We start from the raw sequence: 26400 nt of genomic DNA on the forward strand, positions 1-26400 counted from the left end.
ATGTTGCTAATCCTAGGTCTACTGGTAGTTGCAACATATAAACTACAGAAAGTCTACTACGCCCATCAACTCGCAAATCACGGCCAAACGGTGATTGGAAAAGTAGAATTGGTGAACACGTTCGAATTCCCTGTATTTGATCTTTATTACAACCGCTACGCCCTAGTCCGCTACAGATTCAACAATAAAAACTATTTCCAAGAAATAGACAACAAGAATCAAAAGCTCACTCAAGGAGATATGATAATGCTTCGGTTATCAACTCAACATCCTCAAATAATTGAGGCAGTCGACAACTGATTTCACCACTTTATCTTCCTTTTATTTATGTTTATTAACTTGTCAGTTTTATTAAATGACAGGGCAAAGTCTGGATTATTTATGCTTACAGAAGAAATTGCTTTGTCAGAATTCACCAATAATGAAAGATCATACCATGATATATTCTTATTAAGAACCGTAGCGTAATCCAGGGTTAAGGTAAGTGTATTACCATCAATCGTTTCCTTTTTTGTAACGTGGTCTTTAATGTATATATATTCTAAAAACTCCCTTAAGCTGCAAAAGATCAAATTATCCTTAGCTTTTAAAGCAATATCATCTATCCAATGATTAAAATTCTTAATGGCCTCTTCATCTTTAATCCCATGCGTTCCAATTTCAAAAAAATCAAAGGAATTATCGGCAAATAAAGAATTTGACAATTCCCAATGCGACCCATCATTTGACCAATCGTCAGTAAATCCTCTTCTTATTGCTAAGTAATCAAAAGGTTCGATATCACTTAATTTGCCTTTAGGTGTATATTTCCCAATTTGCTCAAATTTGTCAAATGTTCCTTGAGATGCACCACCAATATAGCCAAAATCAGATGAGGCAGTATGAAATCCGACCAGGTTAGTTGGAACGATAACGGTATTCATTTTATATCCCTGATTCAGTAATATCATCGCATCCAAATCTTTTATATTTTTCTCGCGATCTTCACCGTTATTGAAGTTACCTTTTTCATCATGATAATAAGAGTGATTCATGATATCCATTCCCTTAAGTACTAACGGGAGTCTTTGCGCATATGTAGCAGCATAATCAGTATAAAAACCTATCTCTTTATTACTATATTGATTTTTACCATTAACAGCCAAACCTAAACTGTAATTCTTTTTGTTACCACAACCGTCAGTATAAAATGTATTTGATAGCTTCTCATAAGCTTTAACTACTGTTAAAGCAGCATCATCAAACTCCATAAGTATTGCCTTACCTTTATTGTATTTTAATTTAGGAAAGCTTGTGGTGGCCGATGAAGGATTATCACTAAACACTACTTTTATTTCGATTTTTCCATTAAAAGGAGGTGTTACCGCGCCATCGGGGATTGAAGGAATATTCTTTTCTTCCTCGACAGGTTTTTTTTCAGGATCTACGGGAACTTTGCTGGTGCAGCTTAAAATAAAAATGGAACAGATAAGAAGATTGAGAGCTAATAATTTTTTCATTAATATGCTTTTTTTTCAAAAATACATATTTTATCTGTTTTAAACATCATGGACAGCTTTAAGATTCCAGCTTAAACCGATTCATACTTAATGTATTCATGGTCAAAACTTCCATCCTCATAAAGATTTAAAAGAGAATAGCCAGGAACTGTTTGCTTATATGCACTTTTGCCATCATCACCTGGCTCCCACCAAAAACCACTTGTAGCGCCATTACACAAATAGGCGACATCATTATACCAAACTTTGTCAAGCAAATGAATATGTCCGCTTAAGCAAAGTTTAATGTTCTTATTCTTGTTAAAAACTTCGATGAACTTCATAATGTCCAGATGATTGTAGCTCCCGCTAACCTTAAACGGCCCTCTAAAATCTGATTTATTATCTACAATGCCTGTACAGCTCAATAAAGGGTAATGCGACATAATCAGTATAGGTTTATCTTTAGCGTTCTTTTCAACATCCTTTACAAACCAATCCCACTGCTGCTCATCAAGCATTCCCGGGCTTGTGGGATGATTACTGTCCAGCATAATAAAATGCCAGCCATTTTTATCAAAGCTGTAATAATTATGCTCCATTTGCAGCATCTTTAACACTCCTGCTTTACCTCCCAACTCATCATCTTTACCCTGCCACCACATATCATGATTTCCCAATACATGGTGCATAGGAATACCTTTAACAACTTGAACACTTTCATTCCAGCAAGCCCATTGCTGCTCTACCCTATCTTTGGTAATGTTGTCATAATCTGCAGCATAAATAGAATCACCCCCGTTAAGAATAAGCTCTACCCTGTCTTTTTTGATCATTTCCAGACATTTCTTGAAACGGGCAACGGCATTATGTTCAGGCCTGATATGCACATCAGTGATGTGTGCAATTTTTAATGCCTTCTTTTTCTTTATTGGAGCAGCAATTGATGCCTCTGCAACACTGCTCAATGCAATTGTTCCTGCTGTAACTCCAAGTGATTTAATTAAATCTCTTCTTTTCATTTATGTGTTTGAATTTGTTTACCCTAACCTTCTGTCTGATATATATGGAACAATCGGGTAGATGTAATTGTCCATATTCACACCTAATTTTTCAGGAGATGAGCCCACAAATACAGTCCTTTTCCCTTTAATTGTAATTCTGCCTTTGTAGTCAATTTCAATCATTGCCCATATTGGATCTTTGTATGGCACGGTATACTTGATATTTGGATGTGCTTTATCTACCTCTTGGGAATAACGAATTTCTTTATAATCATCTCCAAGCCATTGGTACGATGCACTGTTAATTTGTACATAATGTATCCTATTGATGTGATTGTGATAGTCCTGATGATGATGACCACTGATTACCAGAATAACCTTTTCCTTAGCTGCCTTTTCATCTGCCTTCTCCAGGGTATAACGTAACAAGGTACCATTTTCAAGTCCGCCTGCATCATTATCCAAACCTTGGTGACAAAAGATAACAGTTGGAAAAGAAGTTTCATCCAAATCTTTCCTTAACCATTCTAATTGAACAGGAGAGATATAACGTGCATATCCCTTTGGGCGGTCGGGACTTTCATTATGTTCATTACCATCTAATACTACAATGTGGAAGCCATTCGAATCAAACGAATAATATTTAGCCTTAGCATTCCAAAATTCAACAACCTGATCACGGGTATATCCCCCGTCGTTATCATGATTACCAATTACATGATACTTCGGGCCTTTAAATTGATTCCAAACATCCAGTAATGGAGTATTGCTTTTTTTAGGAATACAAAAATCTCCACCCTGTATAATAAAATCGGGGTTTTCAGTATTCATTTCGTTGATAAACGCAGACAAGCGTTCAATACCATCATGCATAATATCATGATGAAGATCTGTGATCATTCCAATCCTGATTTTTTTATCTGCCGGACTTAATTCAGGATATCGGGCAAAAAACAAGGTGCCTCCGGCCAGCCCTGTTGTTTTTAAAAATTCTTTTCTATCCATTTCTTATTTTGTAATTTAAAACTCGTACCTCAAGACGCCATAAATATACAAATACTAAATAAATGTTTAATATTTGTATCCATATTAATATATAAATAATATCTGAACCACCTATTGCTTATAGCTGCGCCTCACATAGTTCACACCTTCTTCACAAAAAGGCTCTTTTTTGGGTTTGGTGTGAATAATATGTGAAGAAGCACCAATCTTGTGAAGAGCCATTTAACTTAATCATAACTTCAAGTAATAATTACTTAACCCGAATAATCTTATTATTGCTATTTTTAATAACACCATTTCTAAAGTTTCACCATGTCAAACAGAAGAATTTTCCTTAAAGGCAGCCTTGCAAGTATACTATTAGCAGGCCTTTCAAAAAGTGTTTCGGCCTTAACGCCAGAAAACCACACAAGTCTACCTTCGGGTGCAAAAGCAAAACTTCGCTTTGCAATTGCATCAGACGGCCATTATGGACAACCCGGAACAAACTACAAAGCAGACCACGAAAATATCGTTCAATGGATTAATGAAGCCCATGATACTAATCCACTTGATTTTGTAATCTTCAACGGAGATCTTGTTCATGACCGTCCCGAGTTGCTTGCTGAAGTAAAGGAAACCTATTTTAGCAAACTCAAAGTTCCATTTTATGCTATCCCGGGCAATCACGATCTTGCTGATGCAACACTTTGGAAAGCTGTTTTTGGCTATGAGGATAATTACTCCTTTAAAAAAAATGACGTTGGTTTTATCCTGGCAAATACCTCAGATACGAAAGGTAAATACATATGCCCTGACAATAATTTCATAAAACGAGAGCTGGAAAAGTTTAAAGACTTAAAGACAGTACTGGTGGTTTTACATATACCTCCACACTTCTGGGTACCAGAAAGTCCGTTTGTTGATTGCCCTGAAACCATTACCCTCCTGCATAGCTACAATAATGTTAAAGCGGTTTTTCATGGACACGACCATAGTTTGGATGCTGTGTTTTACACCAATAAATTACCCCATTTTTTTGATGCACACTACGGTGGCAACTGGGGCACACAATATAAGGGCTATAGAATTGTTGAGATTGATGAATCCGACAAAATAACTACGTATCAGGTTAATGCAAGTAAGAATCCAGTACTCAATGAAACCAAGTTTTAGCGTTACTTAAAATGCAATGGTGCTTTTAACTGTTAAAAAGACTACCTTCACCAGCCTGCGGTTTTACTCCCGTATTAAGCCGCTATTTTGGAAAATACATTTGATTGCCTGATCGATTCTTTTATAGACCAACACGTAGGCATTGCCGATCACTTTTTAAGTGAAGGCCTTGCTGCCGATTTAAAGGAAAACCTGATTTCTCTTTACAGTAACAAAATGCTCCTTTCGGCCGGAACAGGAAACGACAAGGTAATAAGACATAATTCTGAAGTGCGCGGCGATCGTATTTACTGGTTAGACCGCAACCATAATACGCCTTGCGAAAATGCCTTTTTTATCTTAATGGACAAGTTTGTAAAATACTTAAATGAAACTTGTTACACCGGAATTACCGGATACGAGTTTCATTATACCTTATATGAAAAAGGTAGTTTTTACAAAAAGCATCTTGATCAGTTCCAAAATAACGACAGCAGAAAGTATTCAATGATTATCTATTTAAACGCAAACTGGCTACTAGCTGATGGTGGTGAATTGTGTATCCACCATGATGATCATTTGCAAAACATATCTCCTGAAAACAGAAAAGGCGTCTTTTTTAAAAGTGATGAACTTATGCATGAAGTGTTACTCACCCACCAACCCAGAATGAGCATCACCGGATGGTTAAAGATTTGAAATTACTGAGCTGAAGGAGGCGGAACATCTACCCCCCACTGCTGATTAGGCTTCGCTCCCATTATGAGTATCATTTTTCCACCCTTCATCAGTTCATCTCTATATAACCAGCAGTTGTTTAGTGGTTTACCATTAAACGTGGCCGACTGCACGTAAACATTTTCTGCTGAAGTATTTCTGGTTTCTATAATCAACTGTTTTTTATTACCCAATGTAATTGTTGCCTTTTCAAAAAGAGGACTCCCCAATTCAATTATAGGTCGCAGGTCGGTAAGTCCTTTCACGTCAAATAACCCTAATGCGGCCATTACATACCATGAACCTAATTGCCCCTGGTCTTCATCTTGCCCGTAGCCATAGCCATGAATGGTTTCTGTGCCGTAAAACTCATCACAGATGGCTCTTGTCCATTTTTGAGTAAGCCAGGGTTTACCAGAGAAATTAAACAACCAGCTGACATGTAAATTAGGCTGATTACCATGATTATAAATTGATTTCACCCCTGCAAACGCATCTATCTCTTTACCACCCCCAAAACTGTTTTTCTGTGCAACAGTAAAAACACTATCTAAACGATTGTTAAATTCAGTTTTACCCATTTGAGCGATTAAGCCTGCAGGATTATGAGGTATATAAAAAGTATATTGAATCGCATTTCCTTCCTGAAAACCTCTCCATGGCTGATAAGGATCGAACTTATCTATAAAGGACCCATCTGCCCTTTTAGGATGGATCATTTTATTTTCAGGATTAAAAAGCAATTTCCAGCCATCAGATCTTTTAATTAAATTCTGATAATCGTCTTTTTTACCTAAAGCTTTAGCCATTTGCGCGACAGCAAAAGCGCTAAAACTATATTCCAATGTGTGCGAAGCAGAAAAATTTGAACCTAATGAATCTGTCTCCCCTTCGGCATAAGGTACAAAACCGCGCTCAATAAACTGCTTGGTGTCCATTTTTCCTGAACCTTGGTTTCTGTTTACCCATTCCAGCTCATTTGCTTTTACCGCTTTATAAGCCAAATTTACATCGTAATCTCTGATTCCTAAATTATACGCACCGGCAATGGTAAGCCCTATAAAATTTGTTCCTACACCGGATGCAAACTGGCCATTTGCAATTCCATCACCAAACCAGCCTCTATGCTTATAAACTTCTAAATGAGTTTGTACAAAATCTTTATATCTATCCGGATAAGAAAGAGCCCATAGCTGTGTAAGGTTCCAAAAGGCACCCCAAATGGCATCTGTGTTATAGAAATTGTACTTAGGTTTCCCTGTTTCATCAAGTGGCAACTGCCCTATTGTTCCACCGTATTGAGGGAATGTTCCGCTTACATCGCTTGCAGTCCCCCGACCCAATAAACCGTGAAACAGGCCGGTATAAAACTTTACTTTATTGTTTTTATCAGTTCCTTCAACATAAATTTTACCCAGTTCCTGCTCCCATACTTTTTGAGCCCTTGCCTTAGCCTGGTCAAATGACAGCCCTGTTGCTTCTGCTTCTAAGTTTCTTTTAGCATTTTCTGTTGAGGTATATGACAAACCTACTTTCATCTCCACAACAGCTCCTTCGGCTGTATTATACTCCAAAAACAAACCTGCTCCCTTACCTTTTGCAGATGTGCTGTTCTGAGAAATACCTTCGGCATTAAAAGAACCTGTCTTTATTGGCTTCTGATTGGTTTCTCCCCAGAAATACATAGTGATCTGACCTTTGGGATCGTCACTTTTGATGTATTTTGGATATGTGGTTACAGAACCTTCAAAATGAGTATCATCAATCACCCGTACAAAAGCATCTTTCACCTCACCACTTTCGCCCTGCTTATTCCCGATATCCAGAATAACCCTCGATTGATCGTTTTGAGGAAAAGTATAGCGATGAAAACCAACATGTTCTGTTGCCGTAAGTTCCGCTGTAATACGGTAATCACCTAACAGAACTTTGTAATAACCAGGCTCGGCTACTTCGTTTTTATGATCAAAATGAGAACGATAACCGTCCTGTCGACCTTCCAAATCACCCGGCTTCACTTTTAAAGGTCCATTTGTGGGCATAAATGAGACACCCCCAATTTGCCATTCATGAAAATGGACGAACCCTTCTATTGAGGGATGCCTGGTATCATACCCTACTGCCTCCCATCCCGATTTATTGCCATAATGACCATTGGTTGATGGTGCAAGCTTTGCCATCCCATAAGGTAAGGCAGCTGGCGTAAAAAAGAACCAGCGACTATGTGCAGTACCAATACCAGAATCTACATACTTTAATACACTCTCCTTCTTTACTTCACAGGAAGATAATACAGCAACCACTAAAAAAGCAGCAATTATGATATTACTATTTCTTCTCATCCCAAAATGATTCTATTTCTTCTAATGATTTACCTTTAGTTTCGGGCAATAACTTATAAACAACAAAAAAGGCGATGAAACAGAAAAAGGCAAATACCCAAAAGGTTGCAGGTGTTCCGGCCTGTTTTAATAATATTGGTGTAACCTGGCCCATTATAGTATCGGCCACCCACATCACCATTATACTTACACCCAAAGCTTTCCCTCTGATATTTGTTGGAAATATTTCAGAAGCTACCACAAACTTTAAAGGACCTATAGAAAATGCGAAACATGCCAAAAAGAGTGTAACACTTATAATTAAGAAGATACTTGAGGTAAGACCCAGATAAAACAGAAAGCCCGTAACAAATAAACTTATTGTTGCCCCAATTGTACCAGTTAAATAAAGTGGCCTCCTGCCCCATTCGTCAACTTTCCATATCGCAATAAAAGTAAACACCAGATTGGCCACGCCAAATATGATCTGTCCTAAAAAAGAATTACTTAAAGCAATACCTGCATCATTTAGTATGGATGGCCCATAATAAATAATGGCATTTATACCGCTTAGCTGAGAAAACAAAGGCAGCAAGATACCAAGCAACATGGCTTTCCTTAATTTAGGTGAGAACAACTCTTTATACGAACCATTATCATCATGTTTATCTCCCGATAAAGCTGCCTCTACAGCATCTGCTTTGCCGTTATTAATACTCTTTAAAATGGCTAAACCCTCCAGATTCCGGCCTTTTTTTATTAACCACCGCGGACTTTCGGGCACAAAAAACAAACCAGCCAAAAACAGGGTAGCCAGCACCCCACCTATGCTAAACATGCCGCGCCATATTTCTTTAATGTAAATAAGATCAATCAGTCCTGAAGTAGCCGTATGATGTTCCGAATAATTTAACAGCACCGAATTGGTTATATAAGCCATCAAAATCCCTACAGTAATTGCCAGCTGGTAAAAAGTAACCAGTCTGCCTCTAATAGCTGCTGGAGATATTTCTGAAAGATACAAGGGCACTACAATGGATGCAATACCAACACCTATACCGCCTAATAACCTTGATGCAATTAACCAATCAAGAGATGTCACCAAAGAACAACCAATGGCAGAGAAAAGGAATAAAACGGCAGAAATGAAGAGTAGTTTTTTACGACCAAGTCTATCACTCAGATCTCCTGAAAATGCCACCCCCACAATACAGCCCACAAGGGCCGAAGAAACAAACCACCCTTCCTGCAAAGGAGTTAAATTAAATTGTTTCTCTACAAAGGGCAATACTCCAGATATTACCGCCATATCAAAGCCAAAAAGCAAGCCTCCTAAAGATGCAACAAGGGTAATTAAGCCCAAATAAATTCTATAATTATTATTCATACTCGCTCGGTTTATAAATGGTTAAGGTATTAGGTTAGGTTATTCTTTACAATTCAATATCATGTTTAAGGAAAGCTTTAATCACTTTTGCTCTTCCTTTTCCATGATTTATCAGCTTATATTTTTGGGTTGCAGCTGGAATAATAAAGGTCTCTGCATAGTGAAATTTATTGGGCTCATTCTCTTCAATCTCCACTGAAATAGAAGTACCTTCAACAAGCATCAACACATGACACCTATCCTCAGTTGCAATAGTCAGCTCAGTATCAAACTCAATGCGATGTACATCATAAAAATGATCCTTATGCGTTGGTAAATGTAGTATTTCCCAATCATCACCTCTATCAAACAAGACTTGCTTAGCAATTAGCTCTTTTGGCACCTTCTCTCCTTTTCTTTCAAACCTAAGGTTATTAAAGGCATGCTCTATATTAATCGGTCTAGGTTCCCCGTTAAGATCCAGAGATAGCCAGTCGTACATTTTAAACGTAAAAATGTACGGGGTAGCGCTAATCTCAAGCACCATGTTATTTATCCCGGAGCTATGAACGGTACCATTAGGAATTAAATATAGTTCATGCTTGCGCGAAGGAAAACTACGCACATATCTCTCTACTAAAATCTCTTGTTTTTTAAGCTGACTCAGTTCCAACGCTTTTCTGAATTCCTGAGGATCTATATTCTCCTGAAAACCCAGGTAAACTTTTGCACCTGGCTCGCAATCTAAAATATAGTAGGTCTCATCCTGAGTAATGGTTTCTCCGAATTTTTCTCTGATGTATGATTTTGACGGGTGACACTGAATGGAGAGGTTACCTCCTTTAAAAGTATCTAGAAAATCAAAACGAATAGGAAAATAGCTACCAAACTGTTCAGCATGTTCTCCTAATATGGCTTTATGCTCAACTGTCATTAAAAGATCAAAAGGTATTTCCAGCAAGTTTCCGTCACTCTCCAACACAATACCATTCTCTGGTGTGATTAACTCAAATGACCATGCATAATTGACCTCTTTGGTATTTAAGCCCTGCAGATGTTTCTTCATCCATTGCCCTCCCCAGGATCCACTTTCAAACCAGGGGCGTGCACGCAAAACAGAGTGACTAAGTTTATGTAATCCATCAATCAGATCTTTTTTAAACAACCAGTTTGGCCTACCTACTCTTTGCCCGTCTGCAACTATAGCTATCTTTTTAAGTAATTCAGCCTTATATTTATTTAGTACTACCCAATCTACAAAGTAGAAGCGTTTATACATTTTAAATGCCTTGTCTGTGATGTTATTCCCAAGATTTCCAATGGACCCTGCTCGCATACGGTATTGTATCTCGTTCTTAGGGATATCAAAATACACCACTGGAGCATCCCAATTCAGTAAACCCGCACCGATACCAATTACAATATTTATATCTGCCTGATCGTCTTTTTCAAGTGTTAAAAATTCATCAATTTTAAAGAAATCTTTAAGGTTAAGGTCAGTTTTAAATCCCCATACATCTTCGGCCCCGCCTAAAAATGGCTTAACCATTTTCTCAACTTCGGCTTCACTTTTAAAATAATCTGCTGTAAAATGCCATTTTACAGAAAAACCGTTCTCTTCAAGTCTTTTCTGTACCTCTTGTTGGATGTCGGTAAAAAACACCCCCCCATACCCATCGATGAGTACATTTTTCTGTTCAATGATCCACGCCACTAAACTACCGAAGCCGCTATATATTTTACCTTTTCCTAATTTGTGATAAGGTATCGAATTGTAATTATTGTCTTCTTTGGAACGCTCATATACGTGTTGCTGCAACAACGGTTGCATACTATTTCTCCATTTATACTCACTCATACTTTTGCCAGTTTGTATTTTTTCATTTTCTGTAGCCCCAGAAGCTTCAATCATAATTTCAACCACCCTTTATTTATTAACAATTAAACACATGTACAAACATAAAAAACCAACCAAAACAACTTAAAAACATCATAAAAGCTGAATAATGGTAAATAACCCTAAACACAAGAATCAAACATGTACAAACATAGTGATTTAATAACCCATTGCAAATATATTTTCATATTATTGCACTTAAGAAAAACAGAATTAAAGGCAACCTTAAAGCCGCATGTAATATGAAATTAGCACTCAACCATAAAAGCCCTATCCCTCTGCATATTCAGGCAGAAGAGTTACTGCGTAAAATGATAGCAGACCCTCAATTTCAAAACGGCAAATTGTTACCGAATGAAATTGATCTTGCCAATCAGCTGGCTATTTCCCGCACTACGCTTCGCCAGGCATTAAACAAGCTTGTTTATGAAGGTTTGTTAATTCGCAAGAAAGGAGTTGGAACCAAGGTAGCGGATGCAATGATCAGCTCCAAATCTGTGAACTGGCTTAGTTTCTCGCAAGAAATGAAAGCCAGAGGCATTCCAATTAAGAACTTTGAGCTACATGTAAGCTGGATTTACCCTGAAGAAATAGTTGCCAATTTTTTCAACATCAAAACCGATCAAAAAATATTAAAACTTGAACGTTTAAGGGGCAAACCTGAAGGGCCTTTTGTATATTTTGTTTCTTATTTTCATCCCCGCACAGGATTAACTGGCGAGGAAGATTTTAAAAGGCCTTTATATGACATATTAGAAGCTGATTACAACATCATTTCAGAATTATCGAAGGAAGAGATCAGCGCAAAAGCCGCCGATAAATTCATTGCATCTAAACTGGAAACAGAACCTGGAAGCCCTATATTATTTCGAAAACGATATGTTTTCGATCAGGCCGACCGTCCTATTGAATACAACCTGGGTTACTATAAAGCCGACAGCTTTGTATATACAGTAGAAAGTAGAAGAAGCTCTTAATTTGGTATTGGAGCCATATATAATTCAAGTACTCCTCCTTTAACTATATCATTAAAACTGATAAAGTTATCTTTCAATAGATTTCCGTTTAGCCTGGCAGATTGGATATAAATATTCACTGCTGAATTATTATGCGTTTTAATTACGAACTCCTTTCCTTTGTAATAAGCGGAGTTTAGTTTAATCTTAACTTCACTAAATATCGGACTGGTCAAATCTATTCTTAAATCCGGCGATGTGCCGCCATTCATTTCAAAAAGACCAATGGAACTTGTAACAAACCAGGCTCCCATTTGGCCTTCATCTTCGTCGCCGTTCCAGCCAACGTATGGAGAATCATCATAAAATGTATTTAACAATTTCCTGGTATAATATTGAGTAAGACTAGGCTTACCCGCATAGTTAAACAAATATGCCGCCTGCATATTTACCTCATTTCCATGATTAATGTAGTATTCAGCTGACTGCCCTTCGGTACGGTCTAATGCATGTGCTGCAAATCTTAAAGGTTCTGATTTTTCAAAACCAGTCTTAATCCTACTGAGGAAATTATCTTTATTAATCAGCTTTACCAGTCCAGGAATATCGTGGGGCACATATAAAGAGTACTGCCAGGAGTTCCCCTCTACAAAGTGTTTTACTGAAAAAAGATCAAAATCAAGATCAAAAGTACCATCCTGTTTTCTTGGTTTTACATATTTAGTAATGGGATCAAATACATTTCTCCAGTTGCCAGACCGCTTCATAAAAAAATTATGGTCTTTCTCTTTTTTAAGAAACTTTGCCATCTGGGCAACGCACCAATCATCGTAAGCATAATCGAGGGTCTTAGAAGTAGCTCCCCTTTCCAGAGGCACATACCCAAATTTTGCATAATCACTTATTCTTGGATTACCCGGATACCCACCACATTGTCCTTCAGGCTCAACTTCTACATTCTTTTTCATTGCCCTAAAAGCAATATCTGCATCTTTTTTAACTATACCTTTTAAATAGGCACTTGTTATTAATGCCATTTCATGAGACCCTTCCATAATTCCGGAGTACTCTATACCCGCTGGTCCTTTTGATAACCATCCGGTTTTTTCATACATTTCGAGCTGTGTATCTACCATTTGACTTACTACATCGGGAGCGCATAATGTCCATAATAAATTTAGGTTCCAGAATGTATTCCAATATGCATCTCCTCCAATCATTGCTTTTCTCGTTCCTGACAGCTGCTGTACATTTTCACAGGCATCGGTATATTTGCCGTTATTGTCGCTCATGATCATCTTACCTGTAAAACACCTATAAAAATTAGTGTAGAATTTTATATGATCTGTTTCTGTTCCACCTTTAACCTCTATTGTCTTTAACACGTTATTCCAGATCGTCCTATTTTCTTTAACCAGTTTATCAAAGTCCCAACCAAAGTCAGAGGATTCTGTGATCAAATTATCTCTTGCCTGATCAATACTTACAAAAGATATCCCTGTTTTAATGACTATCTGCTCTTCCTTTACGGTTGGAAAAGAAAGATATGCTCCTACATCCTTACTCCCCTTCACCACGCCATCACTACCAATTTCTTTGCCATTAACCCACCCATGAAATTTTTGAAAAGGTTTGCTAAACTGCATAACGAAATGAAGCGTATAATCATTGAAATTTGCCGATGCCGATTTCGCATATCCTTGTATTTCTGATTCATTAACCTTCATAATTACTGCGTCTGTTAGGTCATAACCATATTCTGCAGGAATGTTCAGGCTCACCATTACCCTGTTAGTGCTATCTTTTTGAAAAGTATATCGCTGGTAACCAACTCTTTCGGTAGAGGTGAGTTCTGCTTTTACTTTAGGATCTAAAAGGAACACCGAATAATAACCTGGTGAGGAGTGTTCGTCTTCATGCCGAAACCTGGAATGATAGCCTGCTCCAGCCCCCTTAAAAGGATCGTCAGGCAAACCAGCACTTAATGTTAGGTCGCCATTAGCGGGCATGGTAAGTAAACCTGCCATCGTCCATCCATGCAAATGGCTAAAACCATGTATGCTTCCTATTGAATATTCATAACCTCCCTGCCACACTCCCCGCTGATTATCCGGACTTAATTTAACCATCCCATTTGGTCTGGTAACACCAGGAAAAAGCATCCATCTGGAGTTGGATGTACCAATAAATGGGTTCACATAATCCACAGGCTCCTTTTCCTGCGCATATGCTGATACAGAAAAAGCAATCAGCATACCCAACACCTTAAACAATCGACATTTCATACAATGCTAAAGTCCCCAGCTTTTATTTGGTTGAGCGCCCATTTTCAACACCAGCTTACCGCCCTTTAGCAGTTCACTAGCTGGGAATTTAAATGATTCCAATGTTTTTCCATTGAGTGTAGCACTTTGTACATATTTATTTGCCCTGGAAACATTTGGAGCCTCTATAGTAAAACTTTTCCCTCTACCGTATTGTCCACCTAAATCAATGGTTACACTAGAAAAAAGTGGGCTTCCTATTTCATATACGGGATCTACACTGCAGCCTCCATCTGTCTGAAAGAGGCCTAGCGAGACCATAATAAACCAGGCACTCATTTGCCCCTGATCTTCATCTCCCAGATATGCATTTGCCAGTTCATAACCATAATAGCGATCTATTATTGACCTACTCCAATACTGCGTAAGCCATGGTTTCTTTACCCAATTAAAAAGGAAAGCGAAATGCATAGATTGCTGGTTGCCTTGAATCACAGGATAATCCCAATATTGATCGCCCGGCGCGTTATAACGTAGCTTACTACTTTCGCCGAAACCCCATGACAAACGGTCTATAAATTTATCTTCGCCAATTTCTTTGGCCAGGGCAGGCACATCCTGAGGAACAAAATAAGTTAATTGCCATGCATTACCTTCTACATAATGCTTATTCGCTCCAGATTTAAAAGGGTCGAAATCTGGAAACCAACTACCGTCAGACTTGCGAAGACGCGCATATCCTGTTTCTTTATCTATCACATTTCTCCAATAGTTAGACCGTAAGGTAAACTCATCTGCTATATCCTTTTTCCCTAATGCCTTTGCAAATTGTGCAACTGTCCAGTCATCGTACGAATATTCCAGTGTATTAGAGAACCTCCCCTCATCGTAAGGCACGTACTTGTGTTTTAAATAAGTTACCAAATCTCTGTTACCTGCAAAACCAAGTCCTACCTTTTGCGCTGGTGTAGTTTGCATTTTGTATACTGCACTAAAGGCTTTTTGGGCATCGAAATCACGAATTCCCATCTGATACGCTCCAATAATAAGTGGAATCTCGTGCTCAGCTACCATAACGGGCACATAATTCATTCCTGCGGGTCCTTTTGCCAGCCAGCCATTAGCATCATACATTGCCAGCTGAGATTTCACCCATTTGGAAGACCATTCTGGTGTTACCAGATTCCAGAATTGGTTCAGATTCCAAAAGGTGTTCCAAAAGGCATCGCAGCCCAAAGCCAATGCTTCAGGGTCCTTTAACTGTTGAATCTTTTGAGTAGCATCAACCCAACGTCCATCGGTATCACTCCATGTATTGCGACTTGCTAATGCCCTATACATATTACTATAAAACCTTACCTTTTCGCGTCGGTCATTTGTACTGATGGTTAATCTACCCATTAACTTATTCCAGGCATCACGCTGTCCATTGCGCACCCTATCAAAACTCCATCCATATGGCTTAACCACTTCATTTTCCAAATTCTTTGATGCATTTTCTATACTTACCAAAGAGATTCCTGTACGTACCTGCACCACTTGATTAGTTCTGGTATCGAACTCCACATAGGCACCAGCGTCTTTAACCGGGCCAGCATCTATAATGTCTTTGTCGCCTATATTATCATTAAGCCAGCTTCCGAACTTTTTAATTGGCTGATCAAATTCAATAACAAAATGAATCTTATAATCCTGATTAACATCGCCAGACCATGCGTTTGGAGTAAACTGCCTTGTAACACCCTCAATGCGATGATCATTAACCTTTCGGAGGGTAACATCTTTTAATTGATAACCATATTCGGCAGGGATCTGCAAATCAATCATTACTCTCGAATTGGTTGCTTTCGGATAAGTATAGCGTTGAAAACCGCACCTTGTAGTAGCTGTCAATTCTGCTTTAATGTTGTAATCAGTTAACATTACCTTATAATAACCAAGAGGTGCTTCTTCCGTTGATTTATCGATTTGGGAACGATAGCCATCCCCTTTTTTGCGTTGGTCTCCAACCTTAATTTTCAAGGGGCCATTTACAGGCAACATTCCCAACCCTGCCATTGTCCACTCATGAATATGGCTAAAAACACCAACGCTTTCAAAGGTAGGATCATAACCACCTGACCATCCCGCATTCTGATTATCAGGACTTAATTTCACCATACTAAAAGGCATCCATGGGCCGGGCGCTATCATCCATCGTGAATGCGCGGTCCCCATTTTAGTATCTACATAATCAACCGATGTAAACAATTTATGCATAGCTCTGTTAACCGTGCCACGCTCCAATAATATATTATCGCTAAAAATTTCATAGGTACTTGTCTTTTCTGCCTTTACCGCGGGCATGGGCACTTCAAATTGATATCTTGCAGTATCCAAACGTTCCTTAAAAATTTGTTCTCCATCTAACTTAACAGTAAGCACAGGTTGTCCCGATAGATGTTGCGCATCCACCAGCAAGGGCTGAACTCTTTTAGTTCCGTTTTCTATCTCATAATCTGCTGCTTTTACATTTCTTAAAAAAACGTGATTCCCTGAAGTCACTTTTACACTATTTGGCCCCTCTAGTTTAACTTGATCAAACACCATCCATGAACCATCAAGTGAGGTCATAAGAATCTCATTCCCTCCTTTACGTAATATCGTTGATTTAAGTGGAATTTCAATTTTATACTCTTTTGCTGCTTTTAGATCTCCATAAACAACACTGCTTGTCTCATCTTTTGGCAACTGCCTGATAAAGGATTTCCCATTTATAGTAACTTTAAATAGCGGCGGAACATCTCCTTGGTAGCCAACAAGATCGACTACAAATTTCCAGTCGCCTTGTTTGGGCACCTGTTCTAAACCAAAAAGGATATTTGCATTGTTAGTTCTTAGACCGGATGTCCCCCCCGTTCCACCCCAAGCATCTTTGGCTCCGGGTAAAACATAAGGCCAATCTTTTTCAGGACTAGAGAAGCCTACCAGATAGAACCGATCCTCCCATCCAAAATCCTGATCCAGAAAATGTTTGTAACCAGATGGGGCAAGTGCCATTCCCTCGCTTTTGTTATCAGCTTTGCCGATTTCCCAAATCACTTTCCTTTGTGCATTAGCAGCTGTAATTATAAAACAAAGCACAGTTGCCAGAGAACCTTTAATTATTTTCAGTTTATTTATCTTCATATCCATTTTAATTGCATTCACGGAATTAAACCTTGATTTACTTATTGGTTTTATGTTCTAATTCTGTAATGGCCGACCATAAAACCCCTGCCTCCCCTCTAAAACTTGACGACCCTTTAGGTTGGTTATCCGGCGTATACCATTCGTAGAATCCTTTGTTCTTTAACACCCTTTTTAGCATTGGTTCTATCGCCTCTTTTGCTTCATCTAAAAGGTCATACCGGATAAGCTGCGAAACCATTCTTCCGCCAAACCACGTCCAGTCTCCTCCATTCTGATAAGAATATGGCCCCATGCCCCCATTCTTAAAAAAACCTTGCGGATATACAGGATAAAGGGTTAATCCAATTGTAGATGCATTAGCTCTTTTAACATTATCCTGCATCTTATCGTAAGCGGCTTTAACTTCTTTTTTACTTAAAAGGCCAGCTTCAATTGCAATGGCAGTTCCACCATGATAATAAATCTCAGATTCATTAAATGATGCAGGAAACGGAGAGCCATTTAAATAAATATGCGGTATAAATTTCTGCTGCTTAACGTCCCAAAGGTATTTTCTAATATTTTCCACAAAACTGCTTCTAACGCCTTTCCAATACTTTTGATCTTTCGCAGATAAGCTGGCCATATTCAGAAAATCGTTAATGGCAATTACAAACATTGCATTATCATAAATATCTATTGTTCTATGAGAATTGGAATCTAGCACTACTCCCCAATCGTGCTCAGGCTGAACATCTCCCCAGTCTGCAGTCGTGGCACCCCATAACAATCCATATTTCTTTTCAAAGCGCTGTTTAAGCAGAAAATCCATAGCTTGTTCTAAACGTTTTTGAACAGTTACACCATCAATTATTTCAGCAAGTATTGTCTTATCACCAGTGCCCCGAATATATTTAGCTATGGCCTGAATCAACGAGCTTTCCTGATCTGTCTCAACCGTGTTTTTGTGCCCGGCATAGTCAGGAGCTAACTTAGAATGGTAGTAGTTATAGGGTATATTTCCATTTTTAACAGGCACATAACCATCCAAAATGCCCCCATCTGGTTGTTGAAATTGAAAAAAGGTAAGTATGTGTTTTTTGATGATCGTTTTATCATTGACTTTGCAAGACACATCCATAAATGTATTAAAATCACGAATCCATACTTCTCCGTAACCATCGCCGGCGGTAAAACCAGTCTTAATTAAGTTTTCGGCCATTGTCTTTACAGAATCTGCTATTATTTTGACAGACTGGACCTTGCTTATGTTTTGTTTCTTTGACAACTGCTGGCCATATGTATATGGACAACTCATTAAACCTGCAAAGCATATTATTACTATTTTTCTTAAATTCATTAGTAACGGATTTATTATTTGTGTGTAGTATTTAAAGTGTTCAATTTAGTTAGAAATTAATGTTCTTTGGTGTAAAATGTAAATTCACCCAGGGCCTGAAACGGACCATTACCCCAATTTGAAAGCACTTTAATGCGTATAAAGCGAGTTTTTGGAGTTCCATCAGGCATAATAAATTCCTGTCCTACAGCCGCCGCCTCCACATCTTCGTCTGTATTTGTGCCTATCGGTGATCCCGAGGGCTTAATGCTTTCGCAAGTCCTCAGTAATGTCCAGCTTGCCCAACTGCCATCAGCGGCAGGATTGTTACTTCCCCAAATTTCGAATGACTTAACAGCCTCCAAATTAAAAATTCTATCCTGGGGCATCCAATAGCTAAATCTGTTTATTCGGTTAGAAACTCCGGTATCAAACGTAAACCACACAGGTAATGGTTTGCCAGGCTGAGTCGCGAAACCATTGCCGGTATAGGTATCATTCCATAAAGAAGGCATTAGCCAACCAAATCCTCCTTCAAGAACATCTGTTGGAAGAATTTTTTCGGAGAACCCTGATTTTTGCAATTGTCTTTCGTATTCTGGAAGGTCTATGGTTGAGTAATCCTGGGTAAACGTATCGAAAGCACTACTATCTGGCAAAAAAACCGATCGCCATAAAAGCGTGGTCTTACCTTTATAATCAATAATTTCGGTACTCATTGCATTTCCTGAAACCTTCTGCGTTACATCGTCACCTTTACTGTTTTTATATTTCAGTTCTATTTCCTTTTCGCCACTAAGCGGTGAAAGCCAGTTAATCAACACATTTCCATTAGCTGCCTGAGTTAAAGTCTGAATGGTACGGTTAGACAAAGTACTGGCATAATTTTCTCCATAAACATTTCCTGAGCCATGCTTAACTACTGATACGTTATTTTTACTGTTATAAGTATAAACGTCAAAATTATACACACCCTCATTCAGGTTTTCGATAATCATGTCAACAGTATCTACAGGTTGCGTTCTGGTAACGGTTGACTCAGCAGAATCAGCTCGATTATTCCAAAACACTTTCACTCTTGTTATCGAAGGGTCACTCCCCAATGCCAATCTTAGCCGTACCCGCTGATCTCCGGGTTGAACAATTACGGAATCGATTCTTGCCGGATAAGTAATTTCGCCACCCACCGTATATTTCTTATAGTCATCTTCTTTGGTACATGAAATAATAAAGAGACATGTGGCAGCAAAAAAAATACTGGTAAAATATTTTATAGTTTTCATAATTTCCTTAATCATTATTTATAGTTCTGTTCCACCTGCTATTCGGGCGCCCCCCACATATATATCTCATTAAAATTCACATATGTACCATCAGACCAATTCCTTAAAGTTTTAAACCTGATATATCTCACTTTTGGCACCTCTAATGGAAATGTAATTGTTTCCCCTGCAGCCGCAGCTTCATTATCTGCATTTGAAAGCTGTCCATTGGGTAATCCTGATGGTTTTATCTGTTCGTGCGTAGCTATCAACTCCCAGTTACTGAAACTCCCATCCGGACTTGGATTATTTGATCCCCATATCTCCACTTTCCTTGGATTATGCAAATTATAATAGAAGCCTTGCCTCATAAACCAACTCATCCTGCTCAATTTAACAGCTACCCCCATATCATAAGTGAACCACTGAGGCATTTTTGCAGCATCACCCGTATGATAGTACCCCCCATTACCAAGGTCTCCATCGAATAAATAGGAAATAGCTCCGCTATACCCCAAAGGTGCATCCGTAGGCAAACTCACACCTTTCATCTTTGTTCTGTCTAATTTCACCTCGAACAGTGGCTTTAGAGTGGTTATTAATGTGTCTGACACATTGCCCCATCTGTCGCGTATGTAGATGCCGAATTTTGTATCTACCGACTTCAAATCCCTTACACTAAAACTGCTCTGTTTTAAATTCGTATAATTTGTATTTATTGGCGTAAAGTTTCCAAGTGAATCATTCGCAAGAACTACAATCGCAATGTTGTTCTCGGTTTGATTTTTAAAGGACACACTGATACCGCCAAAATCCGACACAACTTGAATACTGTCACGAACAATCAAAAATGGTGCTTTTTTAGGCTCAACGGTAACAGATAGTGGCAGCGACACATTCTCTCCTCTGTCAACCGCATACAATTTTACTTCATAGGCACTGGTATCACCAAATCCCTCAACAGTAAGGTTATTATTATAATAACTGACCTTCGTTTCTCTTACAGCTCCTTGTTTGGACGTATATAAAGCTTTTACATAAAGCAAATCCTGATCTGGAGGTAATTTGTAGGTTATTTTGGCCGCACCGCTGAGATTTTCAACCACAGCATTTGTAATAGGGCCAGGAGCAACACCATCGCTAACAAGTGTGGTAAGCTCAGTTTGTTTGCACCCGGGAACGAAGAAGAAAATCGCTCCTGCAAACCATATGTATATGAATCTTTTCATTAGCTTAACTCTATTTTAAAGTGATCATTTCAATTATTACCACCCAAGGTTTTGTACCAGCTTGGGATTTGCAAGAAAATTGTTTTCGCTAATTGGCCAGAAGTAATCCCTAGGACTAACAAAAGATTGATTAAACAGTAACACCCTCCTGTTATAATCCTCATAACTTGCCCGGATGATATCCCAGCCATATATTGGCTGATTTAACACCTGAGATGCTTTTTTCCATCGTTTTAAATCCCAGAAACGACTACCTTCAAATGCCATTTCGATTAATCGTTCCTGCTGAATGATGTCTCTAAGTCCATTCTTTGTGGTATACTTTGTAGGGTTTTTCGAAAAATTAGCCCAGGAACGCTCAACAGATTTCAGACCCGCCCTCTCTCTGATCAGGTTCATATAATTTAATGCCGTTGTTGGATCATCTGTTTCATTTGCAGCTTCGGCATAAAGCATATAAAGATCCCCTAACCTCATCACCGGCCACGGGTAAGATTCAACATTTACAGCTGTCTGTGTTTCTACCAAATTCCAGTTAACCAGCTTTTTTGTATAGTATCCTGTTACAGAATAAAGCCTGCTTTGTTTTTTACCAGTAGGCTGGTCCGATTTACTCTGAATAAGGTGCATGCCATCCTGCATAAACCATTTTGAGCCATCAAAGGCCATATCTGCATAAAAACGTGGTTCTCTGTCGAAATGCAGACCTACTGTCTGATAATTCTCCTGCAGTGCTTTATCATTTGCAGTGGTTGACCTTAAGTTAAACCTGTTCGCATAATCCCAGGTTTTGTCCTCAGTTATCGGAACTCCATTTTTTGTATAGAACAATTCTGCCATCTTCATCGTGGGCGCCAATTGCCCTTTCAGGCTTAAATTCACGAAGTTGGCTTGCAATTGAGGGCAGGCATATAATTGTAATGAGTTTGTTGGTGTGCCATAAGCGGTATTACCCCAAATCAATTCACTATTCCATTTCTCACATACGGCATTCCTGATGTTCATCTCAATTTTAGTCTCCTCGTCTACAGAAATTGCTCCTGGGACAAACCGATATAAACTAACGCCCGCCGTATTGGAAGCCTCAATTGCTGCTTTACAGGCAGTGGCAGCTTTAACCCATTTATTTTGGTCGAAAGTGGTATTAAACAAAGATGTGCCATCAATATTCTTGAAATTACTAAAATCACTGTTCCCATTAAATAAAGGACTAGCCGCCGTAACTAATAACCTGGCTTTAATGGCAAGTGCTGCAGGTCTGGTTACTCTACCTAATTCCGTCGCCAAACTTGTAATTTTATCAGGCAAGCCTGTATTACCATCGCCTGCAGCCTCGTCCAATAGATTAGAAATATAGTTTACAACAGAATCAACCGGCTGACGCATTACTTTTACTTCATCTATTGAAGCAGTAATTGGTAAATTCTTATCGATTATAGGAATAGGTCCATACATCCTGAATAAATACCAGTGGAAGTATGCTTTAAGGAATTTAGCCTCAGCTATCCATCTTGATTTCACATAAGGTTCAAGATCTACAGGCTTGTCAATATTCTCCAATAGAATATTACAGTTCCTAATTCCCTGCCACATAGACTTACCGTCAAAAGAATCCCAATAATTCATGTTTGGCGACACTTTATTTTGAAGCCCCCGTGCAATATTATACGGATCAAGTGACCAAAAATCCTCACCGCTTATTGGCCAGTAGATCCAAAACTCATCACCTGTATTCATGGCCGGATTAGTTTCCGGATGGCCCTCCTGGGGCAAATTGTTATAAATGGTAAAGAGAAATTTTTCTGCCTCGTTTCGATTGGCAAACGCATTATCAATTGTTGCCACATTATCAGGTACCACATCCAGAAAACTTTTCTTACATGAAGGCACTACAACCATTAAAGCTGCAACTGATAGAATAAGATATATCTTAAATATTTTCATATTGATTCCTTTTAAATTAGAACTGTACATTGAGCCCAAAATTGAATACCTTTTGTACAGGATATCCTAAGCCATTACTTCCCTGTTCCGGATCCCAAAGTTTAAAGCTGCTTTTAACAAACAGATTGCTTCCATTGGCGTACAACCTAATGCCACCAATATGCAACCTACGCAACGCTTTTTCTTGTATGTTATAGCCAATCTCCACAGTTTTCAATCTCAGGAAAGATCCGTTTCTCATCCACCAGTTAGAGACTTGCGTATTATTTAAACTTATATTTTGATCTAACCTTGGCCAGAATGCCTGTATATTTCTGTTATCTTCAGACCAATGATCGTTAGCAATTACTTCCAGCAGCCCATTTTGTGCGCCCGCATTAAAAGCAAATGGAGTAATTTTAGCAGGATCTACCCAAAATGATGACCTTCCGGACCCTTGAAAAAATCCACTGATATCAAAATTTTTATAGCCCATGGATAAACCGAAACCAAAAATAATTTCAGGCGTAGTAGGCAACCCTAACGGCACAACATCCAGAGATGTGATTTGGCCATCGCCATTTACATCGCGATATTTAATATCTCCTCCTTTAACCTCTCCGAAATTTTGATAGGGCGAGTTTTTCACTTCTTCATCATCAACAAACAGACGCTCAGCTATTAAACCGTAAACCTGACTAATTGGGTTTCCTACTTTAGACAAGTAAGAAAGGTTAGCTGAATATTTTGGTTCCTCGTTTACAATAACCTTACTTGTAGCATAAGTAAATGTACCCCGCCCCTGTAACCACATATCACCAAAATTCTTGTTGTAATCTAAGGAAACGTCAATTCCCTGGCCCTTTACCTCTCCAACATTTGCCTGGATACCGGCACTTAAACCCATTGTATTGGGAATATATGCTCTTGTCATTAATATATTTGTGCGGTGCTGTCTATAAACATCTACAATGAGGTTCATACTATTAAACAATCCCACATCCATTCCTAAATTGGTTGTTTTCGCCTGTTCCCAGGTAATGTCATTATTCGCATAACGTGAAATAGAGATCCCATTTCTGTTATAGCCATAATTGGTACCAAACCAGGCTCCCCTGGTTAGATCACTGAGGTTTACATTGGATAAGTAGAAGAACCTGGAGCCGTTGTCTCCGATCTGGTCGTTACCAACCAAACCATAGGTTGCTCTGAATTTAAGCCTGGAAACCACTTTGCTGATTGAAGTCATGAATTTCTCATTAGAAACATTCCATGCTAATCCAATAGAAGGGAAGAAACCATATCTGTGATTGCTGGCAAAACGTTCAGAACCATTGTAACCAAAATTTGCTTCAAGAATATATCTGTCATCATACCCATAGGTAAACCTGCCGGACAGCCCTTGATTTCTAAAAGGGAGTGATTGTTGTAAATCTCCGGCATTGGCATTAAGATAGTTTCTTAAAAGGGTTACTAAAAGGCCTGTAATTGCATGTTTTTGCCCGATTGTTTTACTATAATTTACCGCAGCTTCCATATAGGTTGTTGTATTCAGGACTTTATTTCCTTCACGGTAGTTCAGATACTCGGTTGCATCTTCTTCATTCAGCAAACTGACACTGTAATTTTTACCATCGGCGCTTGTTGGACTTGCGGAATAATAGAAAGGATTATATGCCCTGCTTACATCAAAATAAGAATACCTCTGCGTATAAGCCATTAACCTTGCACTAAGGCCAGAGGTTAAAAACTTAAGATCCTGCTTCACCTCTAATTGTACATTAAGCGTGGAAGTGTTGTACTGCTGAAAACCCGAAACCATTCTTGCATATGGGTTTACATAGCCAGGACCTTCTCCTGAAAGCGTTGCATTACCAAATAATGGGTGGTTTACTTTCGACAAGGCTGATGACGGAAAGATTGCAGGAAAAGATACCGGATTTGAGGCCAGAGCACTTGCAAAAACTACCGAACCACCATTAATCCTGTTGCCTTTTTGGTCATAACCACCAACTGGCCCATTATAGTCATCAAAACTTCCCGATGTCCTCACTATTCCTTCTGTGGTAGGGGTCAATTTTACATTTACATTTGAACGTACTTCATAACTTTTCAGATTTACATTGTTATCAAAATTATTCCCGCTTTCCGATTTCAGTACACCGTTATCCTGATTAAATGTTCCTGCGATATAATATTGGGCAACCTTCCCCCCACCAGTCATGTTCATATTAAACCGTTGGTTCATGGTATAATCCTTTATTAACATATCTATCCAATTGTTACTGGGATACAACATCGGATTCATGCCAGCTGCAGTTCGATCAATTTTGGTTTGAGAATATGGGAGTACCCCCAGAGGGTTCCTTGTCAATACGGCCTCATTGGCCAAATTCATATAAGTAATGTTGTCCGCAAGCTTAAAATTTTGGGTATTGGTAGATAGCGAGTTTTCAAACCTGACATTAAATTTTGTAGAACCATCAATACCAGATTTTGTGGTAACCAGAACCACCCCATTTGCCCCTCTTGCTCCGTATAGTGATGACGCCGCAGCGTCTTTTAGAACAGAAAACCCAGCTATGTCATCCGGCTGTAGCCTGGCTAAGGCATTGGATGTAGATTCCATTCCATCAATCAAAATCAAGGGATCAACCTTGCCAGAACCAAAAGTGGTAATTCCGCGGATAAAAAACTGTGCATTATCAGCACCTGGCTCTCCGCTTCTTTGGTAGGCAACAACACCTGATAATCGTCCTGCAAGCATTGTTGTTAAATTACTGGTTGGGCCTTTTAGCTCTTTCGGATTGATGGCAGTAATAGAACTAACCATACTTTCTTTTTTCTGCTGGCCATATGCCACAACAACAACATCGTCCAAAACGTTGTTGTCTTCCACAAGTGTAACGTTAATTGTTTTTCTTCCATTAATATTAACCTCCTGTTTCTTGTATCCCACAAAAGAGAAAACAAGAATACCCTTTCCTTCATTAACGTTAACAGCGAACACTCCATCTGCTGAAGTTACAACACCATTATTGCTCCCCTTTAACACAACACTTACGCCTGGTAGCGCCCCACCTCCTGCATCTGTTACTTTACCTGTTATCCTTACCACTGATTGCGCCATAGATGAGAAAGTCGCAATTATTAACAATAAGGAACAACAAAGGTATTTCACTTTTAAATAAGTAAAAATTCTTTGATACATAGTAATTGGTTTAGTTTGACTGGTTTTATTTGGTTAAGTATGTTATTTAATACAATGATCAGCATAACACTTGTACATACATAGTTACATATTAATTTTATATAATCAAATTTTTTAAAAAAAAATCTGAAAATCAGGCCAATA

The 26400-nt window shown here is 38.7% G+C and carries 16 protein-coding genes; 3 read left to right on the plus strand and 13 right to left on the minus strand.

Annotation, left to right across the window (positions count from 1 at the left end):
* Nucleotides 1-302: 302 nt before the first annotated feature.
* From AC6CH7_RS14310 to AC6CH7_RS14320, 3 genes are all read right to left on the minus strand, one after another.
* Nucleotides 303-1499 (minus strand): hypothetical protein, encoded by a 1197-nt coding sequence (locus AC6CH7_RS14310; protein WP_498263393.1) that lies wholly within the window; start codon nt 1497-1499, stop codon nt 303-305.
* 71 nt (nt 1500-1570) lie between these two features.
* Nucleotides 1571-2500 carry a metallophosphoesterase family protein gene (locus tag AC6CH7_RS14315; RefSeq protein WP_498263394.1) on the minus strand — a complete coding sequence of 310 codons (930 nt, stop codon included), beginning with the start codon at nt 2498-2500 and terminating at the stop codon, nt 1571-1573.
* An 18-nt stretch (nt 2501-2518) separates the two neighbouring features.
* Nucleotides 2519-3487: a metallophosphoesterase family protein gene (locus tag AC6CH7_RS14320; protein WP_498263395.1), complete on the minus strand. Its 969-nt coding sequence runs from the start codon at nt 3485-3487 to the stop codon at nt 2519-2521.
* Nucleotides 3488-3799: 312 nt separating this feature from the next.
* On the opposite strand from AC6CH7_RS14320, the gene AC6CH7_RS14325 reads away from it, so the two are divergent.
* On the plus strand, nt 3800-4642 hold the full coding sequence (locus AC6CH7_RS14325; RefSeq protein ID WP_498263396.1) for a metallophosphoesterase family protein: 843 nt from the start codon (nt 3800-3802) through the stop codon (nt 4640-4642).
* A gap of 87 nt (nt 4643-4729) precedes the next feature.
* Complete coding sequence (locus AC6CH7_RS14330; RefSeq protein ID WP_498263397.1) at nt 4730-5320, plus strand: 2OG-Fe(II) oxygenase; 591 nt, start codon at nt 4730-4732, stop codon at nt 5318-5320.
* 2 nt (nt 5321-5322) lie between these two features.
* On the opposite strand, the gene AC6CH7_RS14335 is transcribed toward AC6CH7_RS14330, so the two are convergent.
* The 3 genes from AC6CH7_RS14335 to AC6CH7_RS14345 are packed head-to-tail and all read right to left on the minus strand — an operon-like array spanning nt 5323 to nt 10937.
* Nucleotides 5323-7680, minus strand: coding sequence for a GH92 family glycosyl hydrolase (locus AC6CH7_RS14335; protein WP_498263398.1), 2358 nt, complete (start codon nt 7678-7680; stop codon nt 5323-5325).
* Entirely contained in the window at nt 7667-9046 is a 1380-nt protein-coding gene (locus tag AC6CH7_RS14340) for a sugar porter family MFS transporter (RefSeq protein WP_498263399.1), read from the minus strand. The genes AC6CH7_RS14335 and AC6CH7_RS14340 overlap by 14 nt, the downstream gene beginning before the upstream one ends.
* A 46-nt stretch (nt 9047-9092) precedes the next feature.
* Nucleotides 9093-10937, minus strand: a complete 1845-nt coding sequence (locus AC6CH7_RS14345) for a class I mannose-6-phosphate isomerase (RefSeq protein ID WP_498263400.1) — start codon at nt 10935-10937, stop codon at nt 9093-9095.
* Nucleotides 10938-11164: 227 nt separating this feature from the next.
* Here AC6CH7_RS14345 and AC6CH7_RS14350 point away from each other — a divergent pair, with 227 nt between their 5' ends.
* Nucleotides 11165-11899, plus strand: a complete 735-nt coding sequence (locus AC6CH7_RS14350; protein WP_498263401.1) for a GntR family transcriptional regulator — start codon at nt 11165-11167, stop codon at nt 11897-11899.
* On the opposite strand, the gene AC6CH7_RS14355 is transcribed toward AC6CH7_RS14350, so the two are convergent.
* From AC6CH7_RS14355 to AC6CH7_RS14385, 7 genes are read right to left on the minus strand one after another with little or no spacing between them, the layout of a single operon-like run.
* A complete protein-coding gene (locus AC6CH7_RS14355; protein ID WP_498263402.1) occupies nt 11896-14133 on the minus strand; it encodes a GH92 family glycosyl hydrolase in 2238 nt (745 codons plus the stop codon). The two genes, AC6CH7_RS14350 and AC6CH7_RS14355, sit on opposite strands and share 4 nt — an antisense overlap.
* Before the next feature lie 36 nt (nt 14134-14169).
* Entirely contained in the window at nt 14170-17310 is a 3141-nt protein-coding gene (locus AC6CH7_RS14360; protein WP_498263403.1) for a GH92 family glycosyl hydrolase, read from the minus strand.
* A 37-nt stretch (nt 17311-17347) separates the two neighbouring features.
* Complete coding sequence (locus AC6CH7_RS14365; protein WP_498263404.1) at nt 17348-18652, minus strand: GH36-type glycosyl hydrolase domain-containing protein; 1305 nt, start codon at nt 18650-18652, stop codon at nt 17348-17350.
* Between the two features lie 56 nt (nt 18653-18708).
* The gene (locus tag AC6CH7_RS14370) at nt 18709-19914 is read right to left on the minus strand and encodes a DUF4998 domain-containing protein (protein WP_498263405.1); all 1206 of its coding nucleotides are present in this window, start codon (nt 19912-19914) and stop codon (nt 18709-18711) included.
* 38 nt (nt 19915-19952) lie between these two features.
* The gene (locus AC6CH7_RS14375) at nt 19953-21122 is read right to left on the minus strand and encodes a DUF5000 domain-containing lipoprotein (RefSeq protein ID WP_498263406.1); all 1170 of its coding nucleotides are present in this window, start codon (nt 21120-21122) and stop codon (nt 19953-19955) included.
* A gap of 36 nt (nt 21123-21158) precedes the next feature.
* The gene (locus AC6CH7_RS14380; RefSeq protein ID WP_498263407.1) at nt 21159-23066 is read right to left on the minus strand and encodes a RagB/SusD family nutrient uptake outer membrane protein; all 1908 of its coding nucleotides are present in this window, start codon (nt 23064-23066) and stop codon (nt 21159-21161) included.
* A 16-nt stretch (nt 23067-23082) separates the two neighbouring features.
* Complete coding sequence (locus AC6CH7_RS14385; protein WP_498263408.1) at nt 23083-26256, minus strand: SusC/RagA family TonB-linked outer membrane protein; 3174 nt, start codon at nt 26254-26256, stop codon at nt 23083-23085.
* Between the last annotated feature and the right edge of the window lie 144 nt (nt 26257-26400).

It is taken from the genome of Pedobacter sp. GQ55, assembly GCF_059758925.1.

Excerpts from the sequence above, each read along its gene's own strand:
- AC6CH7_RS14310 (WP_498263393.1), bottom strand. The coding sequence starts at position 1,499 with ATGAAAAAATTATTAGCTCTCAATCTTCTTATCTGTTCCATTTTTATT.
- AC6CH7_RS14315 (WP_498263394.1), bottom strand. The coding sequence starts at position 2,500 with ATGAAAAGAAGAGATTTAATTAAATCACTTGGAGTTACAGCAGGAACA.
- AC6CH7_RS14320 (WP_498263395.1), bottom strand. The coding sequence starts at position 3,487 with ATGGATAGAAAAGAATTTTTAAAAACAACAGGGCTGGCCGGAGGCACC.
- AC6CH7_RS14325 (WP_498263396.1), top strand. The coding sequence starts at position 3,800 with ATGTCAAACAGAAGAATTTTCCTTAAAGGCAGCCTTGCAAGTATACTA.
- AC6CH7_RS14335 (WP_498263398.1), bottom strand. The coding sequence starts at position 7,680 with ATGAGAAGAAATAGTAATATCATAATTGCTGCTTTTTTAGTGGTTGCT.
- AC6CH7_RS14340 (WP_498263399.1), bottom strand. The coding sequence starts at position 9,046 with ATGAATAATAATTATAGAATTTATTTGGGCTTAATTACCCTTGTTGCA.
- AC6CH7_RS14345 (WP_498263400.1), bottom strand. The coding sequence starts at position 10,937 with ATGATTGAAGCTTCTGGGGCTACAGAAAATGAAAAAATACAAACTGGC.
- AC6CH7_RS14350 (WP_498263401.1), top strand. The coding sequence starts at position 11,165 with ATGAAATTAGCACTCAACCATAAAAGCCCTATCCCTCTGCATATTCAG.
- AC6CH7_RS14355 (WP_498263402.1), bottom strand. The coding sequence starts at position 14,133 with ATGCTGATTGCTTTTTCTGTATCAGCATATGCGCAGGAAAAGGAGCCT.
- AC6CH7_RS14360 (WP_498263403.1), bottom strand. The coding sequence starts at position 17,310 with ATGAAGATAAATAAACTGAAAATAATTAAAGGTTCTCTGGCAACTGTG.
- AC6CH7_RS14365 (WP_498263404.1), bottom strand. The coding sequence starts at position 18,652 with ATGAATTTAAGAAAAATAGTAATAATATGCTTTGCAGGTTTAATGAGT.
- AC6CH7_RS14370 (WP_498263405.1), bottom strand. The coding sequence starts at position 19,914 with ATGAAAACTATAAAATATTTTACCAGTATTTTTTTTGCTGCCACATGT.
- AC6CH7_RS14375 (WP_498263406.1), bottom strand. The coding sequence starts at position 21,122 with ATGAAAAGATTCATATACATATGGTTTGCAGGAGCGATTTTCTTCTTC.
- AC6CH7_RS14380 (WP_498263407.1), bottom strand. The coding sequence starts at position 23,066 with ATGAAAATATTTAAGATATATCTTATTCTATCAGTTGCAGCTTTAATG.
- AC6CH7_RS14385 (WP_498263408.1), bottom strand. The coding sequence starts at position 26,256 with ATGTATCAAAGAATTTTTACTTATTTAAAAGTGAAATACCTTTGTTGT.